The organism is Streptomyces achromogenes subsp. achromogenes (assembly GCF_000720835.1).
Taxonomy (GTDB): domain Bacteria; phylum Actinomycetota; class Actinomycetes; order Streptomycetales; family Streptomycetaceae; genus Streptomyces; species Streptomyces achromogenes.
The window spans coordinates 74,594-101,299 of the sequence record NZ_JODT01000011.1 but is presented as its reverse complement, the minus strand read 5'-3'; the positions used below and the strand labels follow the sequence as shown (position 1 = coordinate 101,299).

Annotated in this window: 21 protein-coding genes, 1 tRNA gene and 2 pseudogenes; 12 read left to right on the top strand and 12 right to left on the bottom strand. The window is 69.4% G+C overall.

Annotated features, from left to right (window positions below):
• The first annotated feature begins 33 nt into the window (after window positions 1-33).
• Window positions 34-1,875 carry an FHA domain-containing protein gene (locus tag IH25_RS0113270; protein ID WP_030608036.1) on the top strand — a complete coding sequence of 614 codons (1,842 nt, stop codon included), beginning with the start codon at window positions 34-36 and terminating at the stop codon, window positions 1,873-1,875.
• 6 nt (window positions 1,876-1,881) lie between these two features.
• Here the strand turns inward: IH25_RS0113270 and IH25_RS0113265 are convergent, their stop codons facing one another.
• Entirely contained in the window at window positions 1,882-2,859 is a 978-nt protein-coding gene (locus IH25_RS0113265; protein ID WP_030608034.1) for a methyltransferase domain-containing protein, read from the bottom strand.
• Window positions 2,860-2,944: 85 nt separating this feature from the next.
• On the opposite strand from IH25_RS0113265, the gene IH25_RS0113260 reads away from it, so the two are divergent.
• On the top strand, window positions 2,945-3,349 hold the full coding sequence (locus IH25_RS0113260) for a globin (RefSeq protein ID WP_030608031.1): 405 nt from the start codon (window positions 2,945-2,947) through the stop codon (window positions 3,347-3,349).
• A 28-nt stretch (window positions 3,350-3,377) separates the two neighbouring features.
• Here the strand turns inward: IH25_RS0113260 and IH25_RS0113255 are convergent, their stop codons facing one another.
• Genes IH25_RS0113255 through ettA form a run of 3 tightly spaced genes read right to left on the bottom strand, consistent with a single transcriptional unit; the run spans window position 3,378 to window position 6,157 of the window.
• Complete coding sequence (locus tag IH25_RS0113255; RefSeq protein ID WP_030608028.1) at window positions 3,378-4,058, bottom strand: hypothetical protein; 681 nt, start codon at window positions 4,056-4,058, stop codon at window positions 3,378-3,380.
• Complete coding sequence (locus IH25_RS0113250; protein WP_030608025.1) at window positions 4,055-4,486, bottom strand: acyl-CoA thioesterase; 432 nt, start codon at window positions 4,484-4,486, stop codon at window positions 4,055-4,057. The genes IH25_RS0113255 and IH25_RS0113250 overlap by 4 nt, the downstream gene beginning before the upstream one ends.
• 6 nt (window positions 4,487-4,492) lie before the next feature.
• Window positions 4,493-6,157 (bottom strand): energy-dependent translational throttle protein EttA, encoded by a 1,665-nt coding sequence (ettA, locus tag IH25_RS0113245; protein ID WP_030608022.1) that lies wholly within the window; start codon window positions 6,155-6,157, stop codon window positions 4,493-4,495.
• 392 nt (window positions 6,158-6,549) lie between these two features.
• Here ettA and IH25_RS0113240 point away from each other — a divergent pair, with 392 nt between their 5' ends.
• The 5 genes from IH25_RS0113240 to IH25_RS0113225 all read left to right on the top strand — a co-directional run bounded on the left by IH25_RS0113240 (window position 6,550) and on the right by IH25_RS0113225 (window position 10,829).
• Window positions 6,550-7,026 carry a hypothetical protein gene (locus tag IH25_RS0113240; RefSeq protein ID WP_030608019.1) on the top strand — a complete coding sequence of 159 codons (477 nt, stop codon included), beginning with the start codon at window positions 6,550-6,552 and terminating at the stop codon, window positions 7,024-7,026.
• Window positions 7,027-7,187: 161 nt separating this feature from the next.
• Window positions 7,188-7,550, top strand: coding sequence for a hypothetical protein (locus IH25_RS0113235; protein ID WP_030608018.1), 363 nt, complete (start codon window positions 7,188-7,190; stop codon window positions 7,548-7,550).
• Window positions 7,551-7,583: 33 nt separating this feature from the next.
• Entirely contained in the window at window positions 7,584-8,186 is a 603-nt protein-coding gene (locus tag IH25_RS39360) for a hypothetical protein (RefSeq protein WP_245172782.1), read from the top strand.
• 496 nt (window positions 8,187-8,682) lie between these two features.
• The gene (locus IH25_RS37530) at window positions 8,683-9,369 is read left to right on the top strand and encodes a lytic polysaccharide monooxygenase auxiliary activity family 9 protein (RefSeq protein WP_030608016.1); all 687 of its coding nucleotides are present in this window, start codon (window positions 8,683-8,685) and stop codon (window positions 9,367-9,369) included.
• 266 nt (window positions 9,370-9,635) lie between these two features.
• Window positions 9,636-10,829 carry a cellulose-binding domain-containing protein gene (locus IH25_RS0113225; RefSeq protein ID WP_030608014.1) on the top strand — a complete coding sequence of 398 codons (1,194 nt, stop codon included), beginning with the start codon at window positions 9,636-9,638 and terminating at the stop codon, window positions 10,827-10,829.
• 136 nt (window positions 10,830-10,965) lie between these two features.
• On the opposite strand, the gene IH25_RS0113220 is transcribed toward IH25_RS0113225, so the two are convergent.
• From IH25_RS0113220 to IH25_RS0113205, 4 genes are all read right to left on the bottom strand, one after another.
• Window positions 10,966-12,408, bottom strand: a complete 1,443-nt coding sequence (locus tag IH25_RS0113220) for a Cys-Gln thioester bond-forming surface protein (protein ID WP_245172781.1) — start codon at window positions 12,406-12,408, stop codon at window positions 10,966-10,968.
• A gap of 238 nt (window positions 12,409-12,646) precedes the next feature.
• Window positions 12,647-13,123 carry a single-stranded DNA-binding protein gene (locus tag IH25_RS0113215; RefSeq protein ID WP_030608010.1) on the bottom strand — a complete coding sequence of 159 codons (477 nt, stop codon included), beginning with the start codon at window positions 13,121-13,123 and terminating at the stop codon, window positions 12,647-12,649.
• 344 nt (window positions 13,124-13,467) lie between these two features.
• Window positions 13,468-15,894 carry a GTPase gene (locus IH25_RS0113210; protein WP_394298430.1) on the bottom strand — a complete coding sequence of 809 codons (2,427 nt, stop codon included), beginning with the start codon at window positions 15,892-15,894 and terminating at the stop codon, window positions 13,468-13,470.
• Window positions 15,895-16,065: 171 nt separating this feature from the next.
• Window positions 16,066-17,673, bottom strand: coding sequence for a dynamin family protein (locus IH25_RS0113205; RefSeq protein ID WP_030608006.1), 1,608 nt, complete (start codon window positions 17,671-17,673; stop codon window positions 16,066-16,068).
• A 321-nt stretch (window positions 17,674-17,994) separates the two neighbouring features.
• Here IH25_RS0113205 and IH25_RS0113200 point away from each other — a divergent pair.
• Window positions 17,995-18,070, top strand: a tRNA-Arg gene (locus IH25_RS0113200).
• Between the two features lie 178 nt (window positions 18,071-18,248).
• On the opposite strand, the gene IH25_RS37525 is transcribed toward IH25_RS0113200, so the two are convergent.
• Window positions 18,249-18,719 (bottom strand): site-specific integrase, encoded by a 471-nt coding sequence (locus IH25_RS37525; protein ID WP_245172780.1) that lies wholly within the window; start codon window positions 18,717-18,719, stop codon window positions 18,249-18,251.
• A 167-nt stretch (window positions 18,720-18,886) separates the two neighbouring features.
• On the opposite strand from IH25_RS37525, the pseudogene IH25_RS37520 reads away from it, so the two are divergent.
• The 4 genes and pseudogenes from IH25_RS37520 to IH25_RS41175 all read left to right on the top strand — a co-directional run bounded on the left by IH25_RS37520 (window position 18,887) and on the right by IH25_RS41175 (window position 24,573).
• A pseudogene (locus tag IH25_RS37520) lies at window positions 18,887-19,279 on the top strand (NUDIX hydrolase).
• Window positions 19,280-19,907: 628 nt separating this feature from the next.
• Window positions 19,908-20,156: pseudogene (locus tag IH25_RS0113185) on the top strand (YdcF family protein); the annotation flags it as partial.
• Between the two features lie 123 nt (window positions 20,157-20,279).
• Entirely contained in the window at window positions 20,280-21,044 is a 765-nt protein-coding gene (locus IH25_RS39350) for a Hachiman antiphage defense system protein HamA (protein ID WP_157846970.1), read from the top strand.
• A gap of 124 nt (window positions 21,045-21,168) precedes the next feature.
• Window positions 21,169-24,573 (top strand): DEAD/DEAH box helicase, encoded by a 3,405-nt coding sequence (locus IH25_RS41175; RefSeq protein ID WP_167346023.1) that lies wholly within the window; start codon window positions 21,169-21,171, stop codon window positions 24,571-24,573.
• A 578-nt stretch (window positions 24,574-25,151) separates the two neighbouring features.
• Here IH25_RS41175 and IH25_RS0113165 read toward each other — a convergent pair.
• The 3 genes from IH25_RS0113165 to IH25_RS0113155 all read right to left on the bottom strand — a co-directional run bounded on the left by IH25_RS0113165 (window position 25,152) and on the right by IH25_RS0113155 (window position 26,686).
• Window positions 25,152-25,547, bottom strand: a complete 396-nt coding sequence (locus tag IH25_RS0113165; RefSeq protein WP_030607999.1) for a DUF5958 family protein — start codon at window positions 25,545-25,547, stop codon at window positions 25,152-25,154.
• 45 nt (window positions 25,548-25,592) lie between these two features.
• Window positions 25,593-25,922 (bottom strand): hypothetical protein, encoded by a 330-nt coding sequence (locus IH25_RS0113160; RefSeq protein WP_030607996.1) that lies wholly within the window; start codon window positions 25,920-25,922, stop codon window positions 25,593-25,595.
• 413 nt (window positions 25,923-26,335) lie between these two features.
• On the bottom strand, window positions 26,336-26,686 hold the full coding sequence (locus IH25_RS0113155) for a hypothetical protein (RefSeq protein ID WP_030607993.1): 351 nt from the start codon (window positions 26,684-26,686) through the stop codon (window positions 26,336-26,338).
• Between the last annotated feature and the right edge of the window lie 20 nt (window positions 26,687-26,706).

Genomic DNA, 26,706 nt, shown 5'->3' with positions numbered 1-26,706 from the left:
CCTCCAAAGCGTAGGAGAAGGGGAAGCACCGACATGCCGACCTGCCCGAACGGACACCAGTCGGGTTCCGACGACTGGTGCGAGGTCTGCGGTCACCGCATGGCCGGTGCCGTACCTCCGCCCCCGCCGCCGCCCCCGGGCCCCGGCGGCTACGGCTTCCCGCCGCCCGCCGGCGCGCCCGGCCGGCCCGGTCCCGCCGCGGCCGGCCCCGAACCGGAGCTGTGCCCGCAGTGCCGTACGCCCCGCGAGGGCGGCGCGCCGTTCTGCGAGGAGTGCCGGTGGAACTTCCTGACCAACACCGCGACCTCGTACACCCCGGCCGCGCCGCGCCCGCCGCAGCCCCGGTTCCAGCCGCCGAGCTCGACCTACGGCGGCGGTGACGGGTACGAGTACCAGGGCTCCCGGCCCTCGCAGGTGAACCGGCCCGCCGAGCCGATCCCGTCCTTCGGCAGCGAGCCGTCGGGCCCGACCCCGTTCGCCCCCGACCGGACCCCGCCCGCCCCGGGTCCCGCGGGTCCCGAGGGCCAGTCCCCCTTCCCGCCCGGCAACCGCCGCCCGCCCGCGCCCCCGCAGGGGTTCGGACAGGGTCCCGGCGGTCCTGGTGGTCCAGGTAGCGGCGGTCCTGGTGGTCCCGGTAGCGGTGGTCCCGGTACCGGTGCCGGTGGTGCGTCCGGTCCCGGCGCGTTCCCGGGGCAGGGTCCCGGTCCTGGCGGGTTCCCGGGTCAGCGGCCCGGTGGTCCGGCCGGTCCCGGTGGTCCCGGTGCCGGCCGTCCGGCGGGACCGCCGTCCGGCTTCGGCGGCGGCCCCGGACAGGGCCCGGGGGGCGGCGCTCCCTCCGGTCAGCCCGGCTTCGGCGGCGGCCCGGGGCAGGGCCCCGGTTCCGGCGGCCCCTCCGGCCCGTCCGGCTTCGGCGGCGCTCCGGGGCAGAACCCCGGCAACCCCTCCCGCCCCGGCGGCCCGTCCGGCCCCGGCGGTCCCGGTGGCCCGGGCCAGGACACCGGCGGCCAGGGCGGCGGCTACGGCTACCCGCACCCCGGCGCCAACCAGACACCGCCCGGACCGGGCGGCCCCGGCGGACGACCGGCCGGACCCGGTGGGCCCGGTGGACCCGGTGGACCCGGCGGTGGACCGCAGGCGTTCCAGCAGGCCGGGGCCTCGGCTCCGCCCGCCCCGCCCGCGTTCCCGCGCGGGAACCGCCGGCCCCCGGCCGGTGAGGACGACTGGGTGATCTCCCCGCCGTCGTCCGGCGGCCCGGGCCAGGACACCGGCGGCCAGGGCGGCGGCTACGGCTACCCGCACCCCGGCGCCACGCAGGCACCGCCCGGACCGGGCGGCCCCGGCGGACGACCGGGCGGACCGGGCGGTCCCGGCGGGTTCCCGCAGGCACCTCAGCAGGCCCAGGCCCCGCAGGCGCCTCAGGCACCCCAGGTCCCGCACCAGTCGCACGGCCAGGGCCAAGGCGCCCAGCCGGGCACCTGGACCGCGACCATCGGCCCGGACCGCGAGTACTTCATGGCGATGATGCAGCGCTCCGGCCCCGAGGCCGCGGGCCTGAACCTGCCCGCGTACTCGCCCGAGCAGCAGCGCACGCTCACCGGCAACCAGGTGACCATCGGGCGCCGCCGGCACTCCACCGGCGACACCCCGGACATCGACCTGTCGGTGCCGCCGGAGGACCCGGGCGTCTCGCACCAGCACGCGATGCTGGTGCAGCAGCCGGACGGCAGCTGGGCGGTCGTGGACCAGAACTCGACCAACGGCACCACGGTCAACATGTCCGAGGAGCCGATCCAGCCGTTCGTACCGGTCCCGCTCCAGGACGGCGACCGGGTGCACGTGGGCGCCTGGACGACGATCACCGTCCGCCGGGGCTGACCGCGCTCAGGACAGCGGCCAGGCGTACGGCCCTTCGGGGTCGTCCAGCCAGGCCCAGGCGTGCTCGCCGCGGACCGTGACGCCGTAACGGCCGCGGCCGGGCTCGCCCTCGCGCTCCCATAGCGCGTACGCCTCCCGGGGGCCGAGGACGCCCCGGGTCAGCGCGAGCAGGAAGCGGAACGGCTCCCGCGTACGGGCCCGGGCGGGCAGTCCGGCCAGGCTGACGCTCCCCGGCTCGGCCCGGCCCTGGCCGCGCAGCGGCACGAAGAAGGCGGCCCCGGGCAGGAAGCGGCCCTCGGCATGCTCCGCGTCCCGCACGGTCAGCGCGAGCAGACCGGTGGCGAACGGGGTGAGGATGCGCGCGCCGGGGCGGCACTGCGCGAGCCAGGCGCGCGGCACCGCGCACAGCTCGCAGGTGGCGATGATCCGGTCGTAGGGGGCGCGTTCGGGTACCCCGCGCGCGCCGTCGCCGGTGACCACGGCCGGGTGGTGGCCGGCCGCCGCCAGGTGCCGCCGGGCCGACTCGGTGATCTCCGGCTCCAGATCGACGGTGGTCACCAGGTCGTCGGCGCCGAGCCGGTGGGCGAGCAGGGCCGCGTTGTAGCCGGTGCCGGCGCCCACCTCCAGGACCCGGTCGCCGTCCTCGACGCGCAGGGCGACCAGCATCCGGGCCATCAGGGAGGGCTGGCTGCTGGAGGAGACCAGTTCGCCGTCGCGCAGCCGGGTGGCCAGCGGCACGTCCGCGTAGGCACCGCGCACCCAGCGCTCCCGGGCCGCCGGCTCGGGACTCTCGCCCCAGCGGCGTTCGTACCCGCGCGGCCCGGGCACGTAGTAGTACGGCACGAACAGGTGCCGGGGCACCGCCGCGAACGCCTCCCGCCACACCGGGTCCCGCGCCCAGGCGCCGTCGGCGTCGATCTCCCGCACCAGCTCGGCCCGCGCCGCGTCGGCGAGGGCCTCGGTACCGGTGTCGTAGCCGCCCATGAGTCCACAGTAGGGGCGGACGGCCCCCGCTCGGGGCGGTCCTAGGTCTTCCGTCCTGGGTCACCGCGTCTGAGACGATGGACGGGTGAATGAGATTCGGCGCGGCACGCTACAGGAGCAGACCTTCTACGAGCAGGTCGGCGGGGAGGAGACCTTCCGCCGGCTCGTCCACCGTTTCTACCAGGGAGTCGCCGAGGACCCGCTCCTGCGGCCGATGTACCCGGAGGAGGACCTGGGTCCGGCCGAGGAGCGGCTGGCCCTGTTCCTGATGCAGTACTGGGGCGGCCCCACGACCTACAGCGACCACCGCGGGCATCCCCGGCTGCGGATGCGGCACGCCCCGTTCACCGTGGACCGCGCGGCGCACGACGCCTGGCTGCGGCACATGCGGGTGGCCGTCGACGAACTCGGCCTGTCCGAGGAGCACGAGCGCACGCTGTGGAACTACCTGACGTACGCCGCCGCGTCGATGGTGAACACCGCCGGCTGAGCCGGGCGCGGCGCCGAGCCCGCAGGGGTCAGCGCACGCTGACCCCTAGGGACCCGAGCGGCCCCGTCTGCCGTACGGCCACCGAGCCGTACGGCGTACGCAGCCGCAGCCACGCCCCCGAGGAGAACAGCCCGGTGCCGGCGGGCCCGGTGCCCGGCCGGAGGAAGCCCAGGGACTGGGCCGCGTGCACGGCCCGCACCGGCAGTCCGGTGCCCCCGATCCGCCGGGACCAGATGTCCCGCCCGATCCGGTCCAGCTCCGCGCGGGTACGGGCCTCGGGCGCCAGTTCCTCGGTGCGGGAGCGGAATTCGGCCACCGCGGCGGCGACCGTGGCGCGCAGCGCGTCCGGGGCGGGCAGTCCCGGCTCGGGCCGCCAGCCGGCGCGCGGCGGCAGCAGCCCGGCCCACGGCGGACCGGTGACCGCGCCCGGGACGGCGGCGGTGGCCGCCCGCTCGTCCACGGACTCCAGCAGTTCGCCGGCGGAGACGGTCACGTCGAGGGTGGCGTCGAGCCCGTCCTCGTACGGCTTGGCCAGCCGCACCGCGCGGACGGCCAGTACCTCGAAGGACGGCGGCCGGCCGAAGACGGCGAGTGCCGTGCCGGCCGCCTGGAGGCGCACCGCGGCCCCACGGTCGTAGTGGAGCAGCCGGGAGAGGAAGGCGGCGAGGTCCGCCGCCTCCGTCTCGTCGGCCAGGTGCAGCACCGTCATGCGGCGACGGCCTCCCCCTCGGCCGCTCCGGCGCCCTCGGCGGCGTCCGTGTACTCCTGGAGGAAGTCACGCTCCTCCGCGGTGATGCGCCGCGGACGCTGGGCGTCGAAGTCGAACGGGACGATGACCGTCGACGCCCGGGCGTAGACGAGATCGCCGTCCTTCACCTCGTAGGCGAGGGTGAAGGAGGCGGCCCTGATCTCGGTGACCCACAGCTCGATGGTCACCGGCTCGTGCCGGTGGGCGAGCTGCCGCTTGTAGTCGATCTCGTGGCGCGCCACCACGGACCCCTGCCTGAACTCCTTGTCCGGACGGAACAGGAAGTCGACCCGGGCCTCCTCCAGATAGCGGAGGAACACCACGTTGTTGACGTGGCCGTACGCGTCCATGTCCGCCCAGCGCAGCGGGCAGCGGTAGATGTGGCGCAAGACCGATCAGCCCCGGGTCAGCTTCTTGTAGGTGGCCCGGTGCGGACGCGCGGCGTCCGGACCCAGCCGCTCGATCTTGTTCTTCTCGTACGACTCGAAGTTGCCCTCGAACCAGAACCACTTCGACTCACCCTCGTAGGCGAGGATGTGCGTCGCGACACGGTCCAGGAACCAGCGGTCGTGGGAGACGACGACGGCGCAGCCGGGGAAGTCCAGCAGGGCGTTCTCCAGGCTGGAGAGCGTCTCGACGTCGAGGTCGTTGGTGGGCTCGTCGAGGAGGAGCAGGTTGCCGCCCTGCTTCAGGGTCAGCGCCAGGTTGAGCCGGTTGCGCTCACCGCCGGAGAGGACTCCGGCCGGCTTCTGCTGGTCCGGACCCTTGAAGCCGAAGGCGGACACATAGGCCCGGCTCGGCATCTCGACCTGGCCGACGTTGATGTAGTCGAGACCGTCGGAGACGACCTCCCACAGCGTCTTCTTCGGGTCGATGTTGGCGCGGGTCTGGTCGACGTAGGAGATCTTGACGGTCTCGCCGACCTTGATGTCACCGGTGTCCGGCGTCTCCAGGCCCTGGATCATCTTGAACAGGGTGGTCTTGCCGGCGCCGTTCGGGCCGATGACACCCACGATGCCGTTGCGCGGCAGCGTGAAGGACAGCCCGTCGACCAGCACCTTGTCCCCGAAGGCCTTGTGCAGGTCGTTGACCTCGACCACGACGTTGCCCAGGCGCGGGCCCGGCGGGATCTGGATCTCCTCGAAGTCCAGCTTCCGCATCTTCTCGGCCTCGGCGGCCATCTCCTCGTAGCGGGCCAGACGCGCCTTGGACTTGGCCTGCCGCCCCTTGGCGTTCGACCGCACCCACTCGAGCTCTTCCTTGAGCCGCTTCTGCCGCTTGGCGTCCTTCTGGCCCTCGACCTTCAGACGGGCGGCCTTGGTCTCCAGGTAGGTGGAGTAGTTGCCCTGGTACGGGTAGGCGCGCCCGCGGTCCAGCTCCAGGATCCACTCGGCCACGTTGTCCAGGAAGTACCGGTCGTGGGTGATGGCGACGACGGTGCCCGGGTACTTGGCCAGGTGCTGCTCCAGCCAGTTCACCGACTCGGCGTCGAGGTGGTTGGTGGGCTCGTCGAGGAGCAGCAGGTCGGGCGCTTCCAGCAGCAGCTTGCAGAGCGCGACGCGGCGCTTCTCACCACCGGAGAGGTTGACCACGGGCCAGTCGCCCGGGGGGCACCCGAGCGCGTCCATGGCCTGCTCCAGCTGGGCGTCGAGGTCCCAGGCGTTCGCGTGGTCCAGCTCCTCCTGGAGCTTGCCCATCTCGTCGAGCAGCGCGTCGGAGTAGTCGGTCGCCATCAGCTCGGCGATCTCGTTGAACCGGTCGAGCTTGCCCTTGATCTCGGCGACACCCTCCTGGACGTTCTCCAGGACGGTCTTCTCCTCGTTCAGCGGGGGCTCCTGGAGCAGGATGCCGACGCTGTAGCCGGGCGAGAGGAAGGCGTCACCGTTGGACGGCTGCTCCAGCCCCGCCATGATCTTCAGCACGGTCGACTTACCGGCACCGTTCGGGCCGACGACGCCGATCTTCGCCCCGGGGAGGAAGTTCAGGGTGACGTCATCGAGGATCACCTTGTCGCCGTGCGCCTTGCGCGCCTTGCGCATGGTGTAAATGAACTCAGCCAAGAGAAACCGTCCGGCAGCTTGAAATCTGGCAGTGGGCAGATACACCCCATCTTGCCGTACCGCCAGCCCTACGGGGAAACCCGTGTGGCTGGGGGGCGCTGACCTGGGGTTTCCCGGCTTCGGCAGTGTCGGGACCGCCGCTGCCGGTGACCGGTGGCCGACCCCGGACGGGGAATCCGCCGCTGCTGCGACGCGTTCCCGGCCGCGGACCGCGCCTCATGGCCCGAGCGCCGGTGATCACCCGCGCCAGGACGTATTACGGGCACCTGGTGGTGCGGAACCGGCGCGCCTGTGGCACGTGCCCGGTCAGCACCCCGCACAACGACAAGGCCCAGGTCGGCGTGGTGATAATCCAGGGCCGGCAGGCACCGTGCAGTGGCTACGGTCGGTCCATGCAGTGGATCACGTTGATCAGCACCATAGTCGGCGCGGTGATCGCCACAGGGTCCGCCATGCTTCTGGACCGTCAACGATGGAAGCGAGAGCGCGTGGATCGCGAGACGCAGGCCCGTCGCACTCTCTATGGAGACTATCTGGCCAGTCTGTCCGAGGCCCGTCACGCCTGCGGGAACATGGCTCGGGACCCGGACATGGAACCGTCGATGCGCCGCACCACGGCTCGTGAGGCGTTCGGGCCCTGCATCGGACTGAGGTACCAGATGACCATCAGCGTGCCCAGTCGCGTCGTAGAGGCCTCTGAGGATGCTTTCCGCCGCCTGCGCGACCTCCGCGATCGGGTGATGGAGGGAGTCCTGGCCACCGATCCTGTGTACCTGGAGGGGCGCCGGACGTATGACGATGCCCTTGCCGTGCTTCGGGCGCGCATGCGAGAGGATCTGCACGTCGGTGACGACGGTGCTGCGCACTGAGGCCGGAAAGCTTTGGTCGTCTATGGCTGGTCGCCGAGCTGACCTGCGGTGGAGCAACCTCGGTGCGTGGTCCGTCTGTTCGGCTGTTTGCAGCGGTACGGGCCGGTGTCCGGCCGATACGATGCGCAGGCTGGACAGTGTCCACCGAAGGGGGAGGGGCCATGAGGATCAAGGACCCGGAGTACCCGGCAGCGCTCGAAGCCGCCGTGGGCATCCTGCGGGCGCGGGCCCGGCAGGGACGGACCATCACGTACGGGGAGCTGAGCGCCGAGCTCGCGGCACAAGGCTTCGACTCCATCCCGCCGTACCGCGGAGTCATGACCTATCTGCTCAAAGATGTCTGCCTCCACCACAATGAGGACGGACGAGCACCCATGCTCTCCGCGATCGTGGTGAACAAGGCCAGCGGCGAACCATCCGACCAGTTCTCCGGTCTTGCCCGGAGCCTTCCCTTCTCACGCTCGGGTGACTGGACTTGGCGGGACGAACAGCAGAGGGTGTTCGCTCAGCACCGCGAGGAATGACGTCGACGCTGCCCCCGGAGACCGCGGGATCCCGTGTGGCTGCTCGGCATCGCTGTGTCTGCGACCGTCTTCGTCGGTGATGGGGGATCGGAATTGTGGGAGCAGCTGCCCGCTTTGGCCGGCGTTGTCGTGGGAGCCATCGGCTCCTACGTGGCGACCAGCCTCACGGAACGGAGCAGATGGCGACGGGGAAGAGCGGAACGCTGGGACCAGAAGAGACTGGACACCTATGCCTCCTACGCGAACAGCTTGAAGCATCAGATCAACGTCGCCCAGCGCATAGGAGCAGCGAGAGGGTTCCAACACGCAGTGGACCCGCTGGATCCGGAGCAGGGCCTGGCACAGCTCTCCGAAGCCGAGGCCCGGCGTGCGACCGAGTGGGAAACGATGCTGCTCGTCGGGGAAGCGGAGACCATAGCGGCGGCTCGCAAGTGGCATGAATCCGTGTGGAACGTCGAACTTTATGCTCGCGGCTTGAAAGACGACCCTGCCGGCTGGGAGAGAGCAGTGGGGCAGATGAGTCGAGCACGGGACGACTTCTACGCTCTCGCACGGCGTGACCTGGGTATTTTGGGGCCCCCTCCACCGTCCGGCAACTGGCCTCGTGTCTGGCAGCGGGAAGACGAAACGAACTGAGAGCAACGCGCTGCCGGTGACCTGCCTGCTGCCAGAGGCACAGCGGTCTACCGCTGCCGTGCCGGGTGACGGTTCGCTCTGGGCCGGGCGCCGACCGCCGCCGCCTCAGTCGAACGGCTACGGCAGGCCCATGGCACGCGCCGTCTCTGTACCGACGGTCAAGCTCGGTGGGGTCGCACTCGGCTTCGTCGGCTTCTCCCCGCTACGCCCCCACTCGCGCTCGGCACCCGCCTCCGAGGTGCGCCCCGACCGAGGCGAACGCGCCACTCGTCTCCCGTAGGGGATTCGCCGACGGCTCGCGTGCGTCTGGTGGGGGACTTGGTGGATGGTTCACAGCCATTCGCGGAGGTTTGCCCCGATGGTCGAGCCCTTCAGGTTTGGCGGAAACAAACCGTTGCCGCCTCGTTCCGGGCCGCGCAGCCTGGAGGGCGCGGGAGCGCTCCCACGCACCCGGCACCCGCGCAGTGAAGACGTCCCCCACAGGAAGAACGCCTCCATGCATTGTCATGAACATGCACCGCGCCGTATATCTCGCCGTACCGGCAGTCGGCTGGCGCTCGTACTGAGCACCCTCGTCGGCGTACTGATCAGCCTGATCACCTGGGGCGGCACCGCCTCCGCGCACGGTTCGGTGGTCGACCCCGCCTCCCGCAACTACGGCTGCTGGCAGCGCTGGGGCAGCGACTTCCAGAACCCGGCGATGGCCCAGCAGGACCCCATGTGCTGGCAGGCCTGGCAGGACAACCCCAACGCCATGTGGAACTGGAACGGCCTGTACCGCAACGGCTCCGCCGGCAACTTCCAGGCCGTCATCCCCAACGGGCAGCTGTGCAGCGGCGGCCAGACCGAGAGCGGCCGCTACAACTCCCTCGACGCCGTCGGCCCCTGGAAGACCACCGACATCGGCTCCAACTTCACCGTGAAGCTGAACGACCAGGCCAGCCACGGCGCCGACTACTTCCTGGTCTACGTCACCCGGCAGGGCTTCGACCCCACCACCCAGCCGCTCACCTGGCAGGACCTGCAACTGGTCACCAAGACCGGCAAGTACGCGCCCAGCCAGACCTACTCGATCCCCGTCAGCACGTCCGGCTACACCGGCCGCCACGTCGTCTACACCATCTGGCAGGCCTCGCACATGGACCAGACCTACTTCCTGTGCAGTGACGTGAACTTCCGCTGACCCGGCCGCCACCGGCGCCCAGCGCCCACCGGACGCGACCCGACGCCGACCGGGTCGCGTCCATCCCATGGGGAGCCATCCCGTCCCTTGCTATTGGGAGCGCTCCCAGCCGTTCTTGGCAGCTCCCTTGGCAGCTCCCCTTGGGGGGCTCCCCTTGGGGGGCTCCCCTTGGGGGGCTCCCCTTGGGGGGCTCCCGTTGGGGGGCTCCCCTTGGGGGGCTCCCCTCCCCGCCCTCCCCACCTCCCCTCCCACCCCCAGGAGCCCCCATGCCCCAACCCCCCACCCGATGCCCCCGATGGGTGCGCACACCCTGGACGGCAGCCGTGGCCCTACTCGGGCTCGCGCTGTCCCTCCTGGTCGCGGTGCCCGCCAGCGGTGCCGGTGCAGGAGCCGCCGCCGGATGCCAGGTCGACTACACCGTCAACAAGTGGTCCGGCGGTTACACCGCCCAGATCCGCGTCACGAACCTCGGCCCCGCCCTGAGCGCCTGGCGGCTGACCTGGACCTACGGCGGTGACCAGCGCATCACCTCCGCCTGGAACGCCACCGTCACCCAGACCGGCCGCGCCGTGACCGCCGTCGGCACGAACTGGAACGCGGCCCTGCCCAGCGGCGGCGCCGCCGACTTCGGTGTGCAGGGCACCTGGCAGTCCGCCGACCCGGCGCCCACCGACTTCAGCCTCAACGGCGTCTCCTGCGGCGGCGACGCCACCGAGCCGCCGACCACACCGCCCACCACTCCGGGCACCCCCTCGCCCACCCAGCCGCCGGCCGACTGCGGCGGCGCCGTCCTGTGCAGCGACTTCGAGAACCAGGCCGGCACCTCCCCGTCCGGTGACTGGCGCTTCACCGCGCCCGACTGCCAGGGCACGGGCACGGCCACCGTCGACACGGCCGTGGCGCACAGCGGCACCAAGTCCCTCCGGGTGGACGGCCGGGCCGGTTACTGCAACCACGCCTTCGTCGCCGCCACCACCGACCTGTCGACGGCCGGCCCGGTGCTGTACGTCCGTATGTGGGTCCGGCACACCACCGCGCTTCCCTCCTCCCACGTCACCTTCGTCTCCATGCCGGACAGCTCCCAGGGCGGCCGGGCGCTCAGGGTCGGCGGCCAGAACGGCGCCCTGCAGTGGAACCGGGAGAGCGACGATGCCACGCTTCCCGCGCAGAGTCCGGCCGGTGTGGCGCTGAGCAAGCCGTTGCCGACGGGAAGTTGGCAGTGTCTGCGGTTCGCCATCGACACCTCCGCGCCCAAGCTGGACACCTGGCTGGGCGACCAGCAGGTGCCCGGCCTGCACGCCGACGGCGTACCCACCCAGGACGTCGACCAGCAGTGGCTGTCCCGCACCACCCCGCCCCGGCCCACCGCTCTCCGGCTCGGCTGGGAGAGCTACGGCACCGGCGACGACACCCTGTGGTTCGACGACGTGGCCGTCGGCTCGGCACCGATCGGCTGCTGAGCGGGGCGCCGGCCTCCGTTCGCCGTGAGCCTGGCTGCCGGACTCACGGCGGCCGGGCCCCTGGCGGCCGTCTCTCCGCCGGCCTCCCCCGCCTGCGTGCTCTCCCCGTCCGGGCGCTCTGCCCGCCCGCGCGCTCTCAGGCGTCCGGTGTCGCGTCCTTGCGGCGCAGGACGACCAGGACCGCGCCGCCGATCACGACCAGGCCTATGGCCACGCCGGTGATCAGGGGGGTGAGGGCGGAGGCGCCGGTCTCGGCCAGGTCGGTGGTGGTGTCCAAGGCGCTACCGCCGACCGAGGCCGGGCTGGGCTCGTTGGGAAGCCGGGCCGCCGTCTGTGTGGTGACCGCGCCCTGGGTCTTGCAGTCCAGGACGCCGGTGAAGCGGTGGCTGAAGCCTTGGGGGCCGGTGATGGTGAAGTCGTAGGCCTGGTCTTCCTGGAGCGGCACGGTCACCGTGCGGGTGGTGCCCGCGGGGATCGTGTGGCCGGCGCCCATGAGCTGGAAGGTGAACGGCTCGTCGCCCTTGTTGACCGTGGTGATGTCCACCCCGCCCTTGGCGCAGTTCTCGCGGGCCGACACCGCCGGTATCGGGCCGTCGGCGGCCCAGCCGGCCGTCGCGGTCGCGGAGACGGTGGACTCGCTGGAGCCGGCCAGGATCTGCGTCTGGCTGCGGTTCTCGGAGGCGAAGGCCCGTCCCACCGGAACGGTCGTGGACGCCTGCACGGTCAGTTCGGCCGTGCCTGCCCCGCTGTCGGCCGGGTGGGCGGTATCCCCGGCGGCGTCCTCGGGGACGTCGAAGTACAGCCGGGTGCCGTCCTTCGCCGAGGTGATCGCCTTGCCGTTCTTGTCGGTGATCCGCACCCCGCCGGTGGCCGTGTCCGCCGGCGGGCTCACCGTGACCGTGCTCGCGTTGGTGTGCACGGTGACCGGTCCGAGCCGGTCGCCCGGCCGGCCGGAGACCGCGGGCGGGTCCAGGGTGAGCGAGGCCCGCGGCTCACCGACGCCCCGGGCGCTCTTCTCCAGGTAGTCGGCGAGCTTCTCGGCCTGTGGGTCGAGGGCGTCGACGTGGGCGCCGTCGGAGTAGCGCCAGATGGCCACCTGGGTGCCGGCCGCCGCGTCCTGCTCGGTCAGCCCGGGTGCGCCCGCCTTCCGGGCCAGTGCGGCGAGATCGTTGACCTGGGGGTAGGAGTGCTGCAGGATCCAGCCGATCCGGCCCGCGTCCTTGTTGGTGCCCAGCGAGGTGCCGCTCCAGGGTGTCTCCTGGTATCTGGCGTCCCGCTGGGTCGGGTTGTGCAGGTCGACGCAGTACGTCTGGAGGGTGCCGCCGCCGTCCACGGACATCTCGAACAGGCCCGCCGGGACCCGCTGGTCGCCGCCGTCACCGTGGATGACGGCCTCGCCGTAGGTCTTCAGACCGTCGTTCGTGGCCGTCGCCCCGCCCTCGGTCCGCGGTGTCTCCTCGGCCACCGCCGTACCGGCACCGGACAGCACGCCGGCCGCCACGAGGCCGGACACCGTCGTGGCGGCGGCCAGGCGTGCGGTTCCGGTGGACCGGCACAGCCCAGAGAGCGCAGCAAGCACAGAATTCCCCTTCGAGCAGGACCCGTTGGACGTGGGGGACGGTCCCACCAGCAGAAATCGGCAGCCCCTAGGGGCACGCCCGGCATCCTATGGATCACTCGGAGCCCAACTTGCCGGTGGGATGATCGGATGGCCGATCCGATCTGTAATCGTTATCGCCGGGACCGTCCACGAGCTGGCCATATCGACAAATCCACCGGTTTCACGGCTGACGGCACGCCACGATCGAGACTTGACGTCACGTCACCGGCACTGGTTCCGGGGCCTGTTGATCCGTCCGCTCGTCCTGGGTGTCCGTCCGGCCCGGCGTCTCCCAGTTCGGTTCCGGGCGGGACACCGCGGCCGGTGCGTCGGGCCTGGCGGCGCGCTGGAAGAGTGCCGTACCGCGCGCCAGATCGTGGCCGATCACCACGGCGTCGATGTCGGCGGAGGCCCACGGCTGCTGCCCCTCCCGTGTCTCCGTGCGGACCTTCAGCCGGCCCTGGACGACGACCGGCTGGCCCACCTCCACGCACGCCGCCACGTTGACCGCGAGCTGGCGGTTGGCCCACACGGTGAAGAAATTGGTGTGCCCGTCGGTCCAGGCGCTCTTCTCCCGGTCCCAGTAACGGGCGGTCACCGCCAGCCGGAACCGGGCCGACGGACCTGCCGCCGACTCCCGGTAGACCGGCTGGGTCGCCACGTTGCCCACCACACAGACGATGGTCTCGTTCATGTCTCGCTCCCCTCCCCCGCCCGCGCGCTTCCGGCCGGGCGGACACACGTACGGGCCCGTCCCGTACGGCTGCGTCTGCCGTGCCGGCGAGTACGACTGCCGTACGCGCCCGCACATCCCGCCGACCGCTCGCGCCGTCCGCCGCCTGTGCGGCCGGACCCGCCGTGCGATCGCCGTGGCCTCAGACTGCCTCCGCCGGGCCGAGCCCGCTGAGCGCTGTGGACGGCCCCCCGCCTGTGGATAACTCCCTCACCCGCGCGGGTGAACCGCGGGCCCGCCCACCAGTTCCGCCTGTCCCATCAGTTCCATCAGTCCCACCTGTTGCGCCAATCCCCCCGGTCCGCTCACACCACCCCGGACCTGCTCCGGGCGACCCTCCCGTACTGCTCCCGCACCTCCCGGTACCGCAGCAGTTCCGCCGCCACCGGATCGAGCACCCGGGCCCGGCCGCAGCCCGCCGCCGCCTCCCGCAACCGCCGTTCCGCCTCCTGGCCGTAGCGCCGTGCCGGCCCCCGGGCCGCCATCCGGCAGCCCCACTCCACCAGCGGCCCGCCGACGATCCCGCACACCATCAACAGCACCGGAACGCCCAGGTTGGGCGCCATCAGTCCGGCGATCTGTCCCGCGAGCCACCCGCCGCCCACGATCTGCAGCAAGGTCATCGCCGCCTGGACCAGTACCGCCACCGGCCACCAGCCCGGCCGGGGCGGGCGGCCCGGCGGCAGTCCGGCCCGCGCCGACAGCGCGTCCAGCGCCTCGGGTAGGCCCTGGGAGCCGCGTACGGCCGCCTCGCGCACCGCCTGCGCCCACGGCGCGGGCAGCCCGGCCGAGGCCCGGTCGGCGACCGTGCGGACCGCCTGTTCCACCCGCTGACGGGCCGTGGCCTCCTCGTCGGCCTGGGCACGGACCGCGTGGCGGCCCGTCGTGGCCTCGCCGCGGCCCTGGTACCAGCGCCACAGCCGCAGCCAGGGCGTGCCGCAGGCCCGGTTGGCGTTGCGCAGCCAGGCGCGTTCGGCGGCCTCGCCCGCCGCGGTGGCGCCCACCGCGTCCGCGAGCCGCGCGGCGAACTCCTCGCGGGCCTCCTCGGTGAGGCCGGCCCGCCGCCTGGTCGCGTACACGGGCCGCAGTCCGGCCGCGGCGGCGTCCAGGTCGGCCGCCACCCGGCGGGCCGCCGCGCCGCGCTCCGCCACGAACTGGCCGAGGGTCTCGCGGAGTTCGCCGACCCCCTCGCCGGTGAGCGCGGACAGGGCGAGGACGGTGGCGCCCGGCTCGCCGTGTTCGCCGAGCGCGATGCCGTCCTCGTCCAGCAGCCGCCGCAGGTCGTCCAGGACCTGGTCGGCGGCGTCCCCTGGGAGCCGGTCCACCTGGTTGAGGACGATGAACATGACCTCCGCGTGGCCGGCCATCGGCCGCAGGTAGCGCTCGTGCAGCATGGCGTCGGCGTACTTCTCGGGGTCGACCACCCAGATGACCGCGTCGACCAGCTTCAGGATCCGGTCGACCTGTTCGCGGTGCTGTACGGCGGCGGAGTCGTGGTCGGGCAGGTCGATCAGGACCAGCCCGCGCAGTTGTCCCTCGTTGTCCGGGCTGTGCATGGGGCGGCGGCGCAGCCGGCCCGGGATGCCCAGCCGGTCGATGAGGCTCGCCGCGCCGTCGCTCCAGCTGCAGGCGATGGGCGCGGCGGTGGTCGGGCGGCGCACGCCGGTCTCCGAGATGGCCACTCCGGCGAGCGAGTTGAACAACTGGGACTTGCCGCTGCCGGTCGCGCCGGCCAGGGCGACGACGGTGTGCCGGCCGGAGAGCTTGCGGCGGGCGGCGGCCTCGTCCAGGACCCGGCCCGCCTCGGCGAGCGTCTGGCTGTCCAGCCGGGTACGGGACAGCCCCACGAGTTCCCGCAGGGCGTTCAGCCGGGAGCGCAGCGGGCCGTCGTACGCCAGCGGCACCGGGACCTGCGCGCCCGGCCCCCGGTGCGGCTGCTCCCCCGCGGAGGCACGCTCGGCGGCGAGGGCGGCGGAGGCGGCCCCGGTGACGCGGCGGGCGATGAGGCCGTCGTCCCAGGCCTCCTGAGGGCCACCGGCTTCGCCGTCCGTGGCGGGGGCGGGGGTGGCGGCGCCCGTCGCGGTGGTCGGCTTGGGGGGCGTGGCACCCGAGGCGGGCCGGGGCTTCGGGGAGCGTGCGGGGTGCGGGTGGGGCCGGGGCACGGAGACGCCTTGCTCGCCACCACGCCCGCGCGCGGAACGGCCCCGGTCACCGTCTTCGCCGTCGCCACCGGCTTCGCCGTGCCGGTCGTGGTCTTGCGCATCGTGGCGGTCGCGGTCTTGTACGGCGTGCCGGTCACGGTCTTGTACGGCGTGTCCGTCGCGGTCGCGGTCTCGGTCGGTGTCCCGGCCGTGGTCGCGCTCGGTACTACGGCCACGGTCGCGCTCGGGCTCGGGCTCGGTGTCACGGCTGTACTCGGGGTCGGTGCCCTGCCCCTGGCCGAGGTCCGCGTTCTTCTCGTCACGTACTCGGGCGGGACGCTCCCGTCCGGTGTCCGGGCCGCCCTCGATGCTCCCGTCCGGCACGCGCGCGTGCAGGACACCGGCACCGTCCCTGCCGCCGCCCTCCTCACGCCCGGCACCGTCCCTGCCGCCGCCCTCCTCACGCCCGGCACGGTGCCCGCCGCGCCCCTCCTCGTGACCGCCACCGCTCCCGCCGTCCGTGGCGTCGTCCCCCCGCCCCTCGTGACGGCCACCGGTGCCGGAGCGGTCGTCCGCGGGGCCCTCCTTCACCAGGCTCGGGCTCGCGTGCCCGAGGCCGCCGGCGCGGTCGGTGCCGTCCAGGGCGCCCGTGCCCGCGCGGCCGACGTGTTCCAGGGACCCGGTGTCGCCGCTGCCGCTGTCGGTGCGCCTCATGTGGTCGGTGTGCTCCGTGTGGTCCTGGTCAGTGACGGCGGTCACCGGTCACCTCTCCTTCTGCAGTACGGACAGCGCGGCGATGAGTTCGGCCTGGGGCTCGGGGTGGACGTCCAGGGCATCGAGCGGGGCGAGGCGCCGTTCGCGTTCGGCGTGCATGACGCGGTCCACGTGTTCGGCGAGGAGCCGTCCGGCCCGGTCGCGCAGCCGCAGCACGCCGTGTGCGCCGAGCCGCTCGGCGAGTCCCTCACCGGCGGTGCGCGCCCGCCGCCCGCCCAGCACCGCCGTGGCGACGAGCGCGGCGACGACCTCGGGGTCGGGGGCGCCGGTGCGCTCCAGGACCCGTACCTCGTCCTCGGCGTACTCCTCCAGCTCGCGCCGCCAGCGCCGGGCCGCGAGCCCGATGCGGTGCTCGGCGCTCTCCAGGGAGGTGTTGCGGGGAACCAGTTCGGGGGCGCGGGCGGCGGGCTCGCGCCGCCAGGCGTCGTCCACACGCTCGTTGGCGGCGGTGACGGCGCACAGCAGCAGGGCGGCCAGGCTCTCCACGAGGGCGTCGAGGAGTTCGGCGGCGGTGCAGTCCAGGGGGAAGGCGCGCCAGCGCTTGAGGGCGTCCCCGGCGAGTACGGCGCCGGACTGCAGGCGGCTGCGCACGCGCGCGTGTTCGCTGTCGTAGGCGGAGTCCACGGCGGAGGTGAGCCGGAGGGCCGCCGCGTACTGGGCCGCGGCGGCGCCGGCCAGCTCGGGCATGCGGGACTTCAGCGAGTCGAGCAGGCCGTAGGCGGTCCGGGCCATGATGTGCTGGCGGGCGGCGGGATCCTGGGCGTGGTGCACGAGCCAGCTCTTCAGGGGCGCGACGGCGGTGGCGGGCAGCAGTCCGGCGCCCCAGGCGGACTCCGGCAGCTCGGGCACGGTGAAGCGGGGTACGTCGCCCAGTCCGGCCTTGGTCAGCAGGGCGCCGTACTGCCGGGAGACCTCGGAGACGACCTGGTGGGGCACCCGGTCCAGGACGGTGACGAGGGACGCGTCGTACTCCTTGGCGGTGCGCAGCAGGTGCCAGGGGACGGCGTCGGCGTAGCGGGCGGCCGTGGTGACCATGATCCAGATGTCGGCGGCGCAGATGAGTTCCGCGGCGAGGGCGCGGTTGTCCGCGATCAGGGAGTCGACATCGGGGGCGTCGAGGAGGGCGAGGCCGCGCGGAAGGGTGTCGGCCGTCTCCACGCGCAGCACGCGCGCGTGCTCGTCGTCGGTGGGCGGGAACTCCTCGGCGGGGTCCCGGTCGGGGTCCCACACCCGGGTGAGGGAGGGGAGCACGCGCATGCCGCTGAACCAGTGATGATCCTCCGGATGGCAGACGAGGACCGGTGTCCGGGTGGTCGGCCGAAGCACGCCCGCCTCGCTCACCCGTCGGCCGACGAGTGAGTTGACCAGGGTGGATTTCCCCGCGCCGGTGGAACCGCCGACAACGGCGAGCAACGGCGCCTCGGGGTGCCGCAATCGGGGTACGAGGTAGTCGTCGAGCTGCGCGAGGAGTTCGTCGCGGTTGGCACGCGCGCGTGGGGCCCCGGCCAGGGGCAGCGGAAAGCGTGCGGCGGCGACACGGTCGCGCAGAGCGGAGAGTGTGTCGAGCAGCTGGGGCCGTACGTCCAAGGTCACCACATGCGAAGAATGCCCAATTTTAGGGGAATTCTGAAGCATATGGACATGTCTGCGCGCCGACGGAACAGAACGGGCGGAAGGAACAAGTGGGACACTGGCACAGTCCAGGCATAACGAGTGCACAACACCCGGTGCGTCAGGCGCCAAAAGCGGTGCACGATTCGCACCTGCCTGCGATTATCAGGACCGCTTCACCGAACCTCCACATCGAGCCACGGAGGGGAAGCGACAGGGTCAAGGAACCGGGAGCCCTATCCTTGACCCCGGCAACGTCACGGATCGGCCCCCACCAGGCCACCAGGCACGAGGCCACCCCACCCGGCCCCCGTAGCTCAGTGGATAGAGCAGGCGCCTTCTAAGCGCTTGGCCGCAGGTTCGAGTCCTGCCGGGGGCGCCAGGCTCCGTCCTCCCGCTCGGGAGGGCTTTTCGCTGGTCAGAGCGGCTTTCAGCGGGCATGACGAAGCCCCGGACGCCCTCTTGGTGATCAAGGGCTGACTCCGGGGCTGTCCGGCTGTCACCGGGTTCTCGCGGGTGGCCGTGTCGAATACGTGTCGAAGTTCTCGACCGGTGGAAGATCAGCCGGTGCCCGGCACCTCTGCCTCCGTTTCCGGAAGATCACCCGCGGCCTCCAGCCGCCGCTTCAGGTCCGGCAGCTGCCCGTCGACGCACCGGGCGTACGTCGCCAGCAGCACGGCGACGCTGTTCCCGGCCCACTCGGCCACCTGGGCGGGCGGGATCCCGTCGTTGAGCCACTTCGTCAGGCGCGTGTGCCGGATGTCGTACACGCGCCGTCCAGTGGGTGACTCGAAGACGTGCGGGGGCAGTACGGCCTTACGCGCGCTGCGCCACGCCCGGCGGATGACGGAGCCGGCGAGGATGCCGCCGGACTCACCCTGGAAGAGCAGATCACCCGGCTGGAGCTGTTCGTCCTCAATGTGCTGCCACAGGATGCGCGTGAGGGCCGGATGCCCCGGCACCGCGCGCGTCTCGGCCTCGGCACGGCCCTTCAGATCCCGTTGCTCGTGAATCTCCCCGTGTCGGTCCACTGCTTCCCGACCTCCGGCGTCGCGGTGTGGATCAGCAGCTCGCACCACTGGTCGTCGGCATCTGGCTCGGGAAGGGTCACGTCCTCCACCCTCATGGCTACGGCTTCCTCGGGCCGAGGGCCGCAGCAGTACGGCCGTCCCCCTTGCACTCCGTGTCCGTGGCAGGAATGGTGGTGCGCGAGGACGACCGTCTCTTGGCGATCTGCCGAGCCGACAACGGCACCTGGGAGTTCCCCGGCGGCATCCTCGAACTCAACGAGGCCCCGAGGCCGGCGTAGCCCGCGAGGTCTTGGAGGAGACAGGCATCCACGTCGAAGTAGACGAGCTGACCGGCGTCTACAAGAACCTCACCCGTGGCATCGTGGCCCTGGTCTTCCACTGCAAGCCGTCCGGCGGCACCGAGCGCACGTCGAGTGAGTCCACGTCGGTTTCCTGGCTCACGCCCGACGAGGTCAGCGAGCGCATGTCCGAGGTCTTCGCGGTCGGGCCCTGGACGCCTTGGACGGCAACGAACTCACGTGCGTAGCCACGACAGCAAGCGCCTCATCCCAGCGGGATAAAACCTTCTCTCCTTTATCAAGCCCCGGCTGCGCTCCGCTCCGCCGGGCGCGCTTCCCGGCTCCGCTCCTGCCTTCGGCCCGCTCCGCCCGCGCTGCGCCGACGCGCGCCCACATGTGGATAGGGCCGGAGGCCATGAGTCGAGCACCGGAGAGCGCGGCCGCGGTCAAGGCAATGCCTCCAGCGGGGGATCGGCCGGCACCGGGATGGAGGGGGCGCCGTCGCCGACCGCGGGCACGTAGTGGCGTGTGCGGGGTGCTCCCATCCCGTCCACCGCGGACCCAGGCAGAGCCGAGCAGACACGGCACCTGGCGTCCAGGTCGTTCGTACAGTGGCGCGCTCCACCTGGACGCCAGGCACCGCGCCTGCTCCACGATGTGTGAGTCGACGGCGGACGGGATGGGAGCTGGGGTAAGTGGTGGGTCGGGCAGGTCTGCAACCGCTCCGGTCGGACTTGCGAGGGCGACCGCAGCAAGCAGGAGATTGGCCCCTGACTCGTTCCCCCGAGGCCGATCTCAATGGACTACGCTACGCCGTCTTCTTGGGCCGGCCGCGCTGACCAGTCTCGTGCAGGGCGGCGCTACCGCCGAACGGCAAGAGGAGCACGCGGCGCCGGGTGCTCCTGCCGTCCCGTCCGTCCTGCTGGTCAGCACGTCCACCCGCATGACCCTGGTCGACTACATCGACTCGATTGGCGATGCACGCCTCGTAATTGACATGTTGACGGGCGCGCAACAGCGGCTCATGATCTACCCACAGCAAGGATTCATGCTCGAACAGTACGTCCCTGATGACGTGGCCGCAGCGTACGAACGCTTGCGCGATGCCGGGTTTACAAGCCGACTGGTGACAGACCCCGCAGAGCGGAAGCGTGCTTGACCCGCTGCGCTCACGATCGCAAGGATCGACCATGCCGGATTGCGGAGGGCGGCACGGCTGGTCCTCGGGGTGGACGGCACATCGGCTGCATGGAGACGGCGACCTATTGCGGGGGGCAATGAGGTGACGAGCTACAAGAAGTGGTGCAAACCCTCTAAGGTGACGTATGTCGAATCTCATGTAATCGACGTTCTTGCGTCGGCTACGGATGAGGTTGGCATTACGTTGCTTGCAGCCTACCTTCCTAGTCGCTACGCCGAAACTAAATCGCTGACACGCATTGCGGAACGATTCGGCAAGGGCCAGGTAGCCAAGTTTCTGCAAAACAAGCTTCCAACCAAGCAAAGCGCAAGATCAGGTGATCTTGGCGAGATACTTGCTGCCGCATTTCTGGAGGAAGACTGCGGGTATGTTATCGGCCCTAGCCGATTGATTCAGCGGGACCACCAAGAGTGGGCAATGCGCGGTGATGATGTGCTCGCTGCAAGACTTGACTCTTCGTCAAAGGTTCACCTGATCAAAGGTGAAGCGAAAAGCCGAGCTCAAGCGAAATCTGACACAGTGAAAGAAGCCCGCGACGGTTTGCAGCGCTCCGACGGGCTTCCATCTCCACATTCATTAACCCAGTTCGCAGAGCGTTTGCTGGGCACGGTCAATGATGATTTGGGGGAGGAAATCCTCACACTCCAGCTCGAAGACGGAATTCGACCTAAAATCGTTACGCATCTGATGTTCCTTTTCGCGGGGAACAATCCGATCAGCCATGTCAACGTTGATCTGACCGCCTACGAGGGTGATATAGCGCAGCGGGCAGTAATTCTTCAAGTGCAAGCGCACCAAGATTTTGTCCGCACAGTCTACGAGAGGGTGATTGTGGATCGTGCGTGACCATCAATCCTTGTCTCAAGCCTTGACCAGCGCCATAGAACCGCGGTTCCGAGGTCGACTCGTCGCCAGAGGGCAGGCCCAGTCTATGATCCGTCGCGGTGGAACACTGCCCGACGGAGCGCCGTTGTTCGATAGCTCCCTGGATAACGACCTTCTCGGGTACGCTTACTCCCTGATCTCCACCAGCCTTCGAATCGCTGAGCCGGTTAACCCGGACGAGGCAGATCAGGAAACGGTCGACCGTTACGCAAGTCTCGCTCGCGAAGGCCTTATTCATGCCTCGTACGCGCTTGAGGCAGCCACCAGGAATGTATTGGAGAGTAGCGATACATCTTTCCACCGTTTGATTGCTGGTGCAGCAAGTCATCTGGCTGGATATGCTGCACGCGCATATTCGCTCGTCCAAGGAAGTGTGCAATCAGGCTGGCTGACGCCGATGGAACAGACGCTGGCTGACTTGATTATGCGCTCCCTCGATGCTATCGAGGAACGGACTCGACTTTTAAGGGCATCGCCCGACGTGACGGACGATGCCCTATTGGCAGCCTTCCTTGGCTCCAGTCGTGAATATCCCACTGTCCATGAGGAGGCTCGGACTCTAACAAGCGACCGTAGCCCTATTGAATTGTTGCTCAGCGAGAACTACATGTCGGCTGTCTCCGCTGCTCTATTTGCTTTGGCTCACGCTCAGTCGGAACTGATGGCGACGGCACTCACTGACTTACAGACAGGAGAGCGTGCGTCACACGATATAAGCGCTCCGGGACCTTGGTGGGTCCATCGCCTCACACGTCGGTTACTTGATGACCTTGCCCACACCAGTATTGGTGCTAACATCCCTGACCAACCACCGCCGGTAGGGATTTCGCACGTTCGAATCCCTGATGAGCTACGCAAAGCTCGGTGGCGTTACCTGCGACAAACTTTCGTAGCCACTCTCTTTGCCCGCGGGCGCTCCGAGATCGACCTCTGGCCATCGCAGCTACACGTTGTCGATCGAATTTTCGAGGGGAACGACGACCTTGTTGTTGCTCTCCCTACCAGTGCGGGCAAGACCCGGATCGCAGAGCTTTGCATTTTGTCCTGCCTAGCTCAAGAGCAGCGGGCCATCTATGTGGCTCCGCTGCGGGCACTGTCTGCTCAAACCGAACAGGTGTTGGCGCGTACCTTTATGCCTCTCGGGATAAAGGTCTCATCCCTCTACGGAAGCATGGGGGTGAGTGATTTCGATGAGCATGCCCTCCGTGAGAGTCGCATCGTCGTAGCAACCCCGGAAAAACTTGACTTTGCTCTTAGATCGGACCCAAGTCTTCTCGATGACGTTGGCCTGGTAGTCCTCGACGAAGGACACATGATCGGGCCGTCCGAGCGTGAAGTTCGGTACGAAGCGCAGATCCAGCGTCTTTTGCGCCGCTCCGACGCGAACACGCGCAGGATCGTATGTCTCTCGGCTGTCTTCCCTTCAGGCGATGACCTCAATGACTTCGTTTCCTGGATAACCGACGACAATCCGCGTGGGCTCCACCGCGAGGAATGGCGCCCCACGCAGCAACGGTTTGGCTTGGTGGAATGGCGTCGAGACCACGCTCGCTTGTCGATCACATTGGGAGGTGACCGGCCATTTATCCCCAAATATATCGAAGCAAAAGCGCCGACTCGCCCTCGGAGGAAGTCATTTCCCGCTGATCAGCGGGAACTCGTCATCGCGGCCTCGTGGCGACTCGTTGAAGAAGGTCAAACCGTGCTGATCTTCTGTCCGCAACGGAACTCAGTTGAGCCTTATGCGCGCGAGATCGTCAAACTTCGAAAACAAGGTCTCATCGATTCCGTCCTCCCCCCTCAGGTCGACCTGGCGAGCGTTCTCTCGATTGGTGCCGAATGGTTCGGCGAAGATCACCCCATCTTGGAGTGCCTCAAATTGGGAGTGGCTATCCATCACGGCGCACTCCCCGCACCTTTCCGCCGTGAAGTTGAGCGTTTGCTTCATGCGGGGGTCGTCAAGGTCACGGTGGCCTCACCGACCCTCGCCCAAGGCTTGAACCTATCGGCATCCGTTGTGCTTTTCCACGGACTTCGCCGCAGTGGGAACCTTCTTACCGGTGCTGAGTTCTCAAATGTCATCGGACGAGCCGGCCGCGCCTTCGTCGACAGCGAAGGACTTGTGCTCTGTCCCATCTTCGATCCCAAGGACTCCAAACGACGTGATTGGAGGGAACTCACCAGCGGCGAGACCGGCAAGACTTTGCGGTCCGGACTGATCGAGGTGAGTCGTGCCCTAATCCGACGCATCATTGAGCATATTGGTTCCAGTCAACTGTCGCAATTCCTCGCTTATCTCACTGGAGGCTCAGAATGGGCATTCCCGGTTGTTGCCGGTGAGGCGCCGGTGGCCCAAGAGGCGGCAGAACAATCCTGGCGGGCAAACCTCGCGCTGCTCGACACAGGAATCTTGAGCGTCCTCGGGGAGGAGGACTCCCATCCTGACCAGATCACGCAGCGGATCGCAGATACCCTCAGGGATTCCTTGTGGGACCGGCAAATCCAGCGCTTCGGCGAGGGGCCCGCTGCGGCTTTGCGTGAGGTAGTTGCCAACCGGACCCAGTTCATCTGGGCCACATGCACACGAACGCAGCGCCGCGGATGGTACCTTGCAGGGCTCGGCGTAGACGCAGGACGAGAACTTGCCCAGGTTGCAGGGGACGTCGTTGAATTGATCGCCCAGGCCGAGGCCGCTATAGCTGGGGGAGATCACGAAACCGCGACAACTCGGATTGAGCAGATCGCGGAAACGCTCTTCTCCTTGCCTACGTTCCAGCCCGAAACGAAGATCAGGAACTGGAGAGGGGTTCTCGGACAGTGGGTGAATGGCCAGCCCCTAGGAGACGCCGATGGGCCCGATCCTGACGACCGCATCGCCATCGCCCAGTTCATCGAATCGGACCTGATCTATCGACTTGTGTGGGGCGCTGAGGCGGCTCGTGTGTATGAGGACGCGCAAGGTAACCCCACTGCTGCCGCGCTCGAAGGATCAGTGCTAACCGCGATCGAGACTGGTACTTTTCTTCAATCAGCATCCATCCTGATTCGCGCCGGCTTCGACCACCGAGTCGCCGCAATATCTGCCATTGAGGAGACCGGTGCGACGTTCTCTTCAGTTTCAGCAATGTGGGCATGGATTGCTCGGCTGGATCCCGAAATTTCCCGTTCACCGAACTGGCCAACCGCAGAGTCACGCGAAGCGTGGCTGCGATTTGTAGAGAATGTATCGCGGACCCGATATCGGTCATGGAGGAAAAGAGTCGAGCGGATCGATGAAGTCATTTGGTCCGGCCCGCCGCCATCAAAGCGTGCATGGCTTCGTGCAACCGCACACCGTAATGAGGTAAGGCTCTGGTCGCCAGGTTTTGATTTTGTCGGACACGCCAACATTTCGCTCAACTTGTCCATGGAAGGAATACTTTACGCGCGAAGGGTCAGTGACGGACCTGGCGTCGAGCTGCACTATCGGGGACCTGGCGACCTCTTCTGAACGGGGGCCGCTGTTGTGTTCGGCCGCCGGGGCCGTCCCGGGGCCGTCCGAGGGTGGTCGGCAACGACAGACAACAACGGCTTTTCTGCGGGTCAGAGCGACTCCACAAACAAGACTCCGAGGTGGCGCCGTCGCATCATCACTTCTTCGACGTGTGATCGGCACCCGCCGTGCGAGCGGCGCTGACTGGCGCGGCGCCCCGCTCCTCTCTGGGGAGCTGGGGCGCCGTCATCCTCGCCGGGTTCACCCGCGCCAACGACATCCTGACCACGGTCGGGTCCGCCTTGAGCGTGTGGCTGACGCGAAATAGCGAGGCATACGCGATCGCCGAGCCGACCGCGTGGCCAAGGAGTGGTGGGACATGGAAGAGGGGTGTATCACCGCGCAGTGGCGGGCCGCTTCCGTCGGCTGACGACACTCAGGTGATCCACGGATGGGCCGTCCCTGGGCCGTCCGAGGCTGCTCGACAGCGGCCAATGACGACCAACGGTGACCACCAGGCGCCCGAGTCCACCGCCCCTGACCAGCAAAAGCCCAGCTCACCAAGATCCCCGACAAGACCCAGGGCAAGAAGACACCTAGGTTGCATCCCGCCGCGGATCCGACAGGTTGTGCCACTCGTGACTGCACCCATCGGTGCAATGCAGCGCCCGCCTGCGGGTGTCCGCGATGCTGAAGAGGGCAACCAGCAGGCGGAAGGACTTGGTGAGTTCATAGGCCGGAAGCCCTGCCATACCGAAGCGCCACTTCGTGAGCATCACCGCCGGCGTGTGAGTGGGACGAATGCCAGAACGCGCAATGCTCTCCGGTACATCTTCCTCGCAGGCGCGGGCCTGCCCGCAGAACAGCACCAGTGCGTGCAAAGCCTTGCGTCGGTCGTCCTCCGAGAGGCGCTCGAACCACTCGACACCCTGGGCCATCGGTCTGAGCCCCTGCGCGAGTTCGTTCAAGACCACCTCGTGCGCGTACAACACCGGCCACCTCCCCTGAGATACAGACGTCGACGACTCCCCGGCTGCTCAGAGCGAAGGAGTGAAGCCGACGGACTGGTCGAGGTGGAACACGGGGCCCGGAGCCGTCGGAGTCCAACCCTCACGCAGGGCGAGACGTACCGCCATGGCGACACCGGACGGCAGTACCGGCTCAGCCTCTCGACCGATCCAGTTGCTCGGATGCGGCTGGTCGGTGGTGACCACGAGCGTCACCCCTGGAGTGTCCGCATGCTCGACCGCGAACGTGCACGGCGACCAGGCCAAGCCCTGGAAGTACGTCGGCCGGCCTCGCAGCCGCCAGCGGTAGGCTGTGCCGTCGACGACGATCCGTCGTGATCCCTTGCGTACCAACGTCATGACTCCCCCTCTAACAGCGAAGATGCTAGCGAGTCCGGCCCCACCGTCCGTCTCAGTTTCCGTCTCATTCAGCGCCGTTCGCGGCCGTTCAGGCGGGACCGTAGGCGGTAGCCGCTTCCACGGTCGACCGCCCATGAACGCAGGTGAACGGCCCTGTTCAATACCCCTGAGGCCACCACCACAGTTGGAAAGCGTGTTGGTCCCCACGGGAGCTCGTACCTACGACACCGCCAGTCGATGCAGCTAGCCATCCATTTCATTCTCGCCGTCGTTGGCGGAGCACGGACGTCCAGCACCGGTTACAGGGGCGGGCTGGACACTGGGCCCGGTGTCTCACCTACGGGGCGGCAACGAAGCCAGCTGCCGCCCCGCCTCTTCCTCTCCCCGGACGGTCGGCACAGTTCGCTGACGCGTCAGAGTTGGTCGTAGCCAGTGTTCGCGCGGCCGCCGTCCTCGGCTCGTGCCTCTGCGGTCCCGTCGACTTCCATGCCTCCGTGCACGCCCCCCTGAGCGGTCAGACCGGTGTTGGCGTGCGAGCCCGCACCGACCGCAGTGGCCGGCCCAGTATTCACGACCCGCACCGACCCGTCACGGCCCGACATCAGGGCCAGGACCCCAGTCCCCAGGGCTACGACGCCCACCAGCGCCGAGACGATCCCGGCGACCTGGTTGGCCCGGTCCCAGCTCAGAAAGCAGAAGACCCCGGCCAGTACCGCCACCGCCAGCCCTGTTAGCCCGGCGACCGCTCGCTGCCGTCCGCTCATCGGCCCATCCCTTCCTGGTC

What these genes read in the sequence shown, in the direction of transcription:
- IH25_RS0113160 (WP_030607996.1), bottom strand. Translation starts at nt 25,922, where the DNA reads ATGACGTTGGTACGCAAGGGATCACGACGGATCGTCGTCGACGGCACA.
- IH25_RS0113270 (WP_030608036.1), top strand. Translation starts at nt 34, where the DNA reads ATGCCGACCTGCCCGAACGGACACCAGTCGGGTTCCGACGACTGGTGC.
- IH25_RS0113240 (WP_030608019.1), top strand. Translation starts at nt 6,550, where the DNA reads ATGCAGTGGATCACGTTGATCAGCACCATAGTCGGCGCGGTGATCGCC.
- IH25_RS0113235 (WP_030608018.1), top strand. Translation starts at nt 7,188, where the DNA reads ATGAGGATCAAGGACCCGGAGTACCCGGCAGCGCTCGAAGCCGCCGTG.
- IH25_RS0113215 (WP_030608010.1), bottom strand. Translation starts at nt 13,123, where the DNA reads ATGAACGAGACCATCGTCTGTGTGGTGGGCAACGTGGCGACCCAGCCG.
- IH25_RS0113265 (WP_030608034.1), bottom strand. Translation starts at nt 2,859, where the DNA reads ATGGGCGGCTACGACACCGGTACCGAGGCCCTCGCCGACGCGGCGCGG.
- IH25_RS37530 (WP_030608016.1), top strand. Translation starts at nt 8,683, where the DNA reads ATGCATTGTCATGAACATGCACCGCGCCGTATATCTCGCCGTACCGGC.
- IH25_RS0113255 (WP_030608028.1), bottom strand. Translation starts at nt 4,058, where the DNA reads ATGACGGTGCTGCACCTGGCCGACGAGACGGAGGCGGCGGACCTCGCC.
- IH25_RS0113225 (WP_030608014.1), top strand. Translation starts at nt 9,636, where the DNA reads ATGCCCCAACCCCCCACCCGATGCCCCCGATGGGTGCGCACACCCTGG.
- IH25_RS0113155 (WP_030607993.1), bottom strand. Translation starts at nt 26,686, where the DNA reads ATGAGCGGACGGCAGCGAGCGGTCGCCGGGCTAACAGGGCTGGCGGTG.